The organism is Streptomyces sp. NPDC060198 (genome assembly GCF_042728415.1).
GTDB lineage: Bacteria > Actinomycetota > Actinomycetes > Streptomycetales > Streptomycetaceae > Streptomyces.
Genome location: NZ_JBHWZJ010000375.1, coordinates 1 through 6675, shown reverse-complemented (window position 1 = coordinate 6675; position 6675 = coordinate 1). Strand labels below are relative to the sequence as shown.

The 6675-nt window shown below is 72.3% G+C and carries 7 protein-coding genes; 2 read left to right on the top strand and 5 right to left on the bottom strand.

Features of this window, described 5'->3' with window-relative positions; translation table 11 throughout:
- Positions 1–49 precede the first annotated feature (49 nt).
- From ACFWEP_RS29575 to ACFWEP_RS29565, 3 genes are all read right to left on the bottom strand, one after another.
- Entirely contained in the window at positions 50–1816 is a 1767-nt protein-coding gene (locus ACFWEP_RS29575) for a DEAD/DEAH box helicase (protein WP_387374577.1), read from the bottom strand.
- A gap of 184 nt (positions 1817–2000) precedes the next feature.
- Positions 2001–2204 (bottom strand): cold-shock protein, encoded by a 204-nt coding sequence (locus tag ACFWEP_RS29570; protein ID WP_003969786.1) that lies wholly within the window; start codon positions 2202–2204, stop codon positions 2001–2003.
- A gap of 238 nt (positions 2205–2442) precedes the next feature.
- Positions 2443–3087 (bottom strand): winged helix-turn-helix domain-containing protein, encoded by a 645-nt coding sequence (locus tag ACFWEP_RS29565; protein WP_387374579.1) that lies wholly within the window; start codon positions 3085–3087, stop codon positions 2443–2445.
- Between the two features lie 210 nt (positions 3088–3297).
- Here ACFWEP_RS29565 and def point away from each other — a divergent pair, with 210 nt between their 5' ends.
- Positions 3298–3975 (top strand): peptide deformylase, encoded by a 678-nt coding sequence (gene def, locus ACFWEP_RS29560; RefSeq protein WP_387374575.1) that lies wholly within the window; start codon positions 3298–3300, stop codon positions 3973–3975.
- A 10-nt stretch (positions 3976–3985) separates the two neighbouring features.
- Here the strand turns inward: def and ACFWEP_RS29555 are convergent, their stop codons facing one another.
- Positions 3986–4516 (bottom strand): pyridoxamine 5'-phosphate oxidase family protein, encoded by a 531-nt coding sequence (locus ACFWEP_RS29555; RefSeq protein WP_387374573.1) that lies wholly within the window; start codon positions 4514–4516, stop codon positions 3986–3988.
- Positions 4517–4740: 224 nt separating this feature from the next.
- Positions 4741–5511: a VWA domain-containing protein gene (locus tag ACFWEP_RS29550; RefSeq protein WP_387374571.1), complete on the bottom strand. Its 771-nt coding sequence runs from the start codon at positions 5509–5511 to the stop codon at positions 4741–4743.
- Positions 5512–5750: 239 nt separating this feature from the next.
- Here ACFWEP_RS29550 and ACFWEP_RS29545 point away from each other — a divergent pair, with 239 nt between their 5' ends.
- Positions 5751–6674, top strand: a complete 924-nt coding sequence (locus ACFWEP_RS29545; protein WP_387374569.1) for a rhomboid family intramembrane serine protease — start codon at positions 5751–5753, stop codon at positions 6672–6674.
- Position 6675: the final 1 nt, after the last annotated feature.

Here is a 6675-nt window from a genome sequence, read left to right as displayed (position 1 = left end):
CGTACCCGCGTCCGCCGTGGTGCCTCACGGGCACCGGGGACGCGGCACCCTACGCGGCGCGGCGGGCCCGGGGTGCGCCCCCGCCGTTGCCGCCGTTGCCGCGGCCCGCGCCGGCGGGGCGGCCGGAGCCGGTGCCCGTACGGCCGGAGCCGGTGCGGCCGGCGCTCGCGCCCGTACGTCCGGCGCCCGCGCCGCGGGCCTCGCCGCGCTGCGCCCCGGCGGAGGCTCCGCCGCGGCCGCCGCCGTTACCGGTGCCGCGTGCGCCGCCGCCGTTACCCGTGCCGCGTGCACCGCCGGTGTTGCCGGTGCTGCCCGTGCCGCCGGCGGCACCCGTACCGCCCGCGCCGCCCCGGCGGCCCCGGCCCCGGCTGCCCGAGCGGGTGGTGGTGCCGGCGCCGGCCGGGCCGCCGGAGCGGGTGCGCTGCTTCGGCGGGGTCGGCTGGGGCACCTCGATGACGACCGCGATGCCGGAGGGCTCGCGGGCGCCGGTGATCCGGCTGAGCTCCGGGTCGCTGGAGGTGATGCGGGTGGTGTGCGGGGCGATGCCCGCGTCCTGCATGAGGCGGGTCATCTCCCGCTTCTCCTCGGGCAGCACCAGCGTGACGACGCTGCCGGACTCACCGGCGCGCGCGGTACGGCCGCCCCGGTGGAGGTAGTCCTTGTGGTCGGTGGGCGGGTCCACGTTGACGACGAGGTCGAGGTCGTCGACGTGGATGCCGCGCGCCGCCACGTTGGTCGCGACGAGCGCCGTGACCTGGCCGTCCTTGAACTGGTCCAGGGTGCGGTTGCGCTGCGGCTGGGACCGGCCGCCGTGCAGGGCGGCGGCGCGGACACCGGCGGCGAGCAGACGCTTGGCGAAGCGGTCGGCGGCACGCTTGGTGTCGACGAACATGATCACGCGGCCCTCGCGGGCGGCGATCTTCGTGGCGACGGCCTTCTTGTCGGTGTCGTCCAGCACGTGCAGCACGTGGTGCTCCATCGTGGTGACGGCGCCGGCCGACGGGTCGACGGAGTGCACGACCGGGTCGGTCAGGAACATCTTGACCAGCCGGTCGATGTTCTTGTCCAGGGTCGCGGAGAACAACATCCGCTGACCGTCCGCCTCGACCTGCTTGAGCAGGGCGGTGACCTGCGGCATGAAGCCCATGTCGGCCATCTGGTCGGCCTCGTCGAGGACCGTGATGGAGACCTCGTCCAGGCGGCAGTCGCCGCGCTCGATGAGGTCCTTCAGCCGTCCCGGAGTGGCGACGAGCACCTCGGCGCCGCGCCGGAGCGTGGCGGCCTGCTTGGTGAGGGACATCCCGCCGACCACGGTCGCCAGACGCAGGTTCACGGAGGTGGCGTACGGCGTGAGCGCGTCGGTCACCTGCTGGGCGAGCTCGCGGGTCGGGACCAGGACGAGAGCCAGCGGGGCGCGGGGCTCGCTGCGGCGTCCGGCGGTACGGGCCAGCAGCGCGAGGCCGAAGGCCAGCGTCTTGCCGGAGCCGGTACGGCCGCGGCCGAGGATGTCCCGGCCGGCGAGCGAGTTCGGCAGGGTGGCGCCCTGGATCGGGAAGGGATCGGTGACGCCCTGCGCGGCCAGCGTCTTCAGGAGCGCGGCGGGCATGTCCAGCTCGGCGAACGCCTCGACGGCGGGCAGAGCGGGGGTGAGGGTCTCCGGCAGGGCGAACTCGCCGCCCTGCGGAGCGGCGGGACGGCGGCGCGCGGGAGCCTTGCCGGCTCCCCGGCGGGCGGGGGCGGCCTGGGACTGGGCGCGGCCCCGGCCACTCGGCTGACGGTTGCCGGTCGGGCGGTCCTGGCGTTCGAAGCGGGTCATACGGAAATTCCCTCCTGGGGGATTCCTGGGTCGCTGCGACATGCTCTACGGACCGCTTTCATGTGCGCCCCAGGATGCGGCACATGGCGGGTGCTCCGGCGACAGGACGTCCCGGAGACAGCACAAACCGGGGCCCGCACCGTGAAGGTGCGAGCCCCGGCTGCGAGGTACGCGTCCGGCCGAATTAGGCGGGGACGATGTTCTCCGCCTGCGGGCCCTTCTGGCCCTGCGTGACGTCGAAGGAGACCTTCTGGCCCTCCTGGAGCTCACGGAAGCCCGAGGTGGCGATGTTGGAGTAGTGGGCGAAGACGTCGGCGCCGCCGCCGTCCTGCTCGATGAAGCCGAAGCCCTTTTCCGAGTTGAACCACTTCACGGTTCCAGTAGCCATGTCATTCTCCTAAAAGAGGTGCAGTGCCGAGAATCCGCACTTTACGAATTCCAAGTCGCCGCATTGAGCCCCATCCGGAGAAAGCCGGAAAACAATAATGCGCCTGAGGAAGCATTCCCGTCAGGCGCACATAAAGTTCATGGGTACCAAAACTGCAACTGGAACACCGTAGCACGTCCTCCCGGCGAGTGGTGGATCTTGGGGCCTCGGATCGCGGAAACTTGTCCGCCGGCCGCCCTCACCCCTGCGGCCTGGGGTGTTGTGGCAGTCGAGCGGCGTCGGGCGGCAGCGGGAAGAGCCGTGTGACGACGGCCACGGGAAGCGCTCCCTCGGGCCGCGCGGCGGGGTCGCGGTCGCGCTCCCGGTATCCGGCCAGCAGACGGGTGACGAAGGCGGCGACTTCGGCGGCTTCCTCGGGGGTGAGGTGGACGACGGCGCTGAAGGAAGGGTCGCTCCGCCACGAGGCGGGCGCCTCGTCCCGGTGTCCGAGCCAGTGCTGGTAGCTCTCGTCCTCCAGTCCCCGGGAGAGCACGTCGAAGGGCTCCGGCACGGGCGCCCCGGAAGGACTGCCACCCCGCGCCGCCCCCTTGGGCGCGGGTTCGCCCTCTGCGGGCCGACCCGGCTCGCCGCTCCCCCACCGCAGCCGCCACGGCCTGGCCCGGCCACGGCTGTCCGGGACCTCCTCGATCAGGCCGTGACGGGCCAGCTGCCTCAGGTGGAAGGAGCAGAGGCCGGAGCTCTGGCCGAGTCGGCTCGCAGCCTCGGTCGAGGTGACCGTCCCGGCCTCGGCGAGGAGGTCCAGCAGCGCGAGGCGCAGGGGGTGGTCCGGGAGCGGCTGCCGGGCGGCAGCCTCGCGCGGCACCTCCGTACCGGGCACCTCCACATCGGGAGCACCCTCGGCCGGGACGCCGGCAGCAGGGATGCCCTCGCGAGGGCAGTGGATTCCGGGGATTTCCTCTTCGGTCACTTTGCAAAGTCTGCTACTTTGCAAAGCATCTGGTCAAGTGAGCCCTGCCCGTGGCGCGCGCCCGGCGGACGCGAGTGACGCCCGTCGGGGCGACGGGCTCGGCGGACGCGAAGGGCGTTGATCTTCATGACTGACGGGTACGTGGGGTCCATCGGGCGGGGCGGGGTGCGCGTGCAGGGGGCGCCCGTCGCCTCGTACCCCCGGCGGGTCCCGGAAGCCGTGCGGGGCGAGGTGCGCCGGATCACGGTCGTCGGCGAGGACGTACTGCACCGTCCGTGCCGGGAGGTCACCGCCTTCGGCACGCCCGGGCTCTCCCGTCTGATCGACGACATGTTCGCCACCAACGAGGTGGCCGAGGGCGCGGGGCTGGCCGCCAATCAGGTGGGCGAGGACCTGCGGCTTTTCGTGTGGGACATCACCGACGACTGGGGCGTACGGCACGTGGGCCACATCGCCAACCCCACGCTGGAGGAACTCCCCTCGGGGCAGCGCCACTTGTCCGACGAGGCGGAAGGGTGCCTCTCCGTGCCGGGCCCCTACCGGACGGTGCCCCGACCCGACCTCGCCGTCGTACGCGGGAGGGACAAGGACGGGGCGCCGCTGGTGATCGAGGGCAGGGGGTACTTCGCCCGCTGTCTGCAGCACGAGACGGACCACCTGCACGGCCGCCTCTACCTCGACCGGCTCACCCGGAGAGAGCAGCAGTCCGCCCTGCGGGAGATGGCCGGGGCGGCGGACGGGGTGCACGCGCGCCGTGCCGCGCGGGCGGCGGGACTCGGCGCGCGAGGCCCGGCCGCGACGTGAGACCCCGGGCTCAGCCCCTCTCGACCGGCCCCTCGTTCCCCCGGCGGACCGTGCGCAGGCCACGGCCCGGGTGCCAGGAGCGGACGACGAGTTCCTCGCCGTCCATACCGGTGTGGACCACCTCGGTGATGTCGACGCGGAAGAGGTGGAACGGCTCCGGGGGCGTGGCCTCCGCGATGAAGCGGGCAAGCAGCGCCGGGTCGGTGACCTCGATCGCGCGACCGGCGACACGTACGTCACCGTCGGCCATGTCGGCGTCCGGGCCGGGGTTGGCCTGGATCGCGAAGCGGGGATCGCGGAACAGGTCGAGGGCCTTGCGGGAGTGGGGCATCATGCCGAGCAGCATCTCGCCGAAGCGGAAGTCGGCCTCCAGCCCGGTGACCCGGGGCGACCCGTCCCTGCGGAGGGTGGCCAGGACCTGGTGGCGGTAGAGGCGGAAGCGCTTCTCGACGACGGCGGCGAAGGCGGGCTCCGCCGTGTGGAAGTCGGCCCAGGTGGCGGGGGGCGTGGCGGCGGGGGTGTTCGGTGTCATGCCCGCCATCGAACCGCCTCATCCCGACATCTCCTGTCAGGATTTCCGGCGGATCACCGCAACGGGTGTTCCCGCCGCTCACCGCGACGGGTGCGGGGGCCGGGCGTCCGGCCGCCCACCCGCCCTTGAGGACGCCCCTGCCCCAGGCTCGCCTCACGGTGCCGCGCTCGCTTCACTCGCCTCACGGTGCCGCGCTCACCTCACGATGCCGCACTCGCCTCACGATGCCGCACTCACCTCACGATGCCGCGCTCCCGGGCCGCCGCGAGCCACAGCGGGAACTCCGCCACGAGCCGGTCGTAGAGCACGTCGTCGGGGACGGTGCGCGGGTCGGGTCCGGCGTGGAAGTAGCCGGCGTTGTCGACCACGCGCTTGGCGGGGACGGCGAGTTCGTCGAGCTTGCGCAGGAAGTCGAACTGGGTGCTGCGGGTGTTGCCGAAGCCGACGAACTGCCAGAACAGCGGGAGCCGGGCCGCCTTGCAGAGGAATCGTTCGGCCGCGAGTTTGTTGATCGGACCGCCGTCGGTCTGGAAGACGACGAGGGCGGGGGCGGTGGAGCCGCTGTCGAGGTAGTGGTCGATGACGGCGTCCATCGCCAGGTGGTAGCTGGTCTTCCCCATGTGCCCGAGGCCCGCCACGATCCCGTCGACGCGGCCCCGGTGGTTGTCGAGCGCGATGTCGGTGACGGCGTCGATGTCGGTGGAGAAGAAGACGACGGGGACGCGTCCGTCGTCGTCGAGATGGGCCGACAGCCCGAGGACCTGGTCGGCGAGGGCCTGGACGCTGCCGTCCTTGTAGTAGTCCCTCATCGAGCCCGAGTGGTCGAGCACCAGGTAGACCGCCGCCCGGGCGCCGTCCATGCCCCGCTTGCGCAGGGAGACACCAGCCGTCTTGTAGAGGCTGACGAGGCCGGGGGCACGCGCCGCGACCTTGTCGAGCGAGAGGGCGGGGCCCGCGACCGGCGAGGTCGAGGGGGCCGGCGATGCCGGGGCTGATCCGATCATGACTGTCTCCGTTCCGATCCGGTCCGATCCCGTTCGATCCGATCCGGTGATGCAGGGCACGCGTCCTCCAGCGCTGTTCCCGCGCTCCGGGCCTGTCCGGTACGGGAGTCGGCTTGCCGGTGCCGGTCCCAGGCTGCCATCCGGCACCCGGGCATATGGTCCGAATTCCGGGTTCGCTATCTTGATCGCCGCCGTCACCTCGGCACCGCGCATCACCTCGCCCAGTGAAGGAGCCGGTCATGGAGGCCGACACCCCCGCCGACACCCCCACCTGTTACCGCCATCCGTCGTTCGAGACGCATGTCCGCTGCACCCGCTGCGACCGCCGGATATGCCCGGACTGCATGCGGGAGGCGGCGGTCGGGCATCAGTGCCCGGAGTGCGTACGGGAGGGCAACCGCTCGGTCCGCCAGGCCCGGAGCCTCTTCGGCGGCGGGGTCCCGTCCGGCACGAAGCCGCTGGTCACCTACGCGCTCATCGCGCTGAACGTCCTCGCTTACGTCGCCGAGGTCGTGAAGCCCGAGATCCTGGACCGGTTCGGGATGCTCGGGGCCGCCCTCACCGGGCCCGACGGCGCCCTGTACGTGTACGACGGCTGGACGCCGCCCGGTTTCGAGACGACCGGTGTGATCGGCGGTGAGTGGTACCGGCTGCTGACCGGAGCGTTCCTGCATCTGCCGCCGGACTCGTCGATCGGCGTGATGCACCTGGTCTTCAACATGCTGGCGCTCTGGAACCTCGGCCGGGACGTGGAGACCCAGCTCGGCAAGGTCCGCTACGCCGCGCTGTATCTGCTCTCCGCGGTGGGCGGCTCGGTGCTGGTGTACGTACTGGCACCCGACACCGACACCGTGGGTGCCTCCGGAGCCGTCTTCGGCCTGGCGGCGGCGCTCTACGTCATCGGCCGACGCCTGGGCCGCGACGTGGGCTCCCTGAACCGCTTCATGGCCGGGTTCCTGGTGTGGATGGTGCTCTCCGCCTTCTTCACCTCCTGGCAGGGCCACCTCGGCGGCCTGCTCACCGGCGCCCTGGTGATGTACGGCCTGGCGTACGCCCCGGCAAAGCTGCGCAACGGCCTCGCGCAGAGCGTCGCCGCCGTGGTGCTGCTGGGGCTGCTGGTGCTCGTGGTGGTGTGGAAGACGAACGCGCTGACCGGCGGCTGAG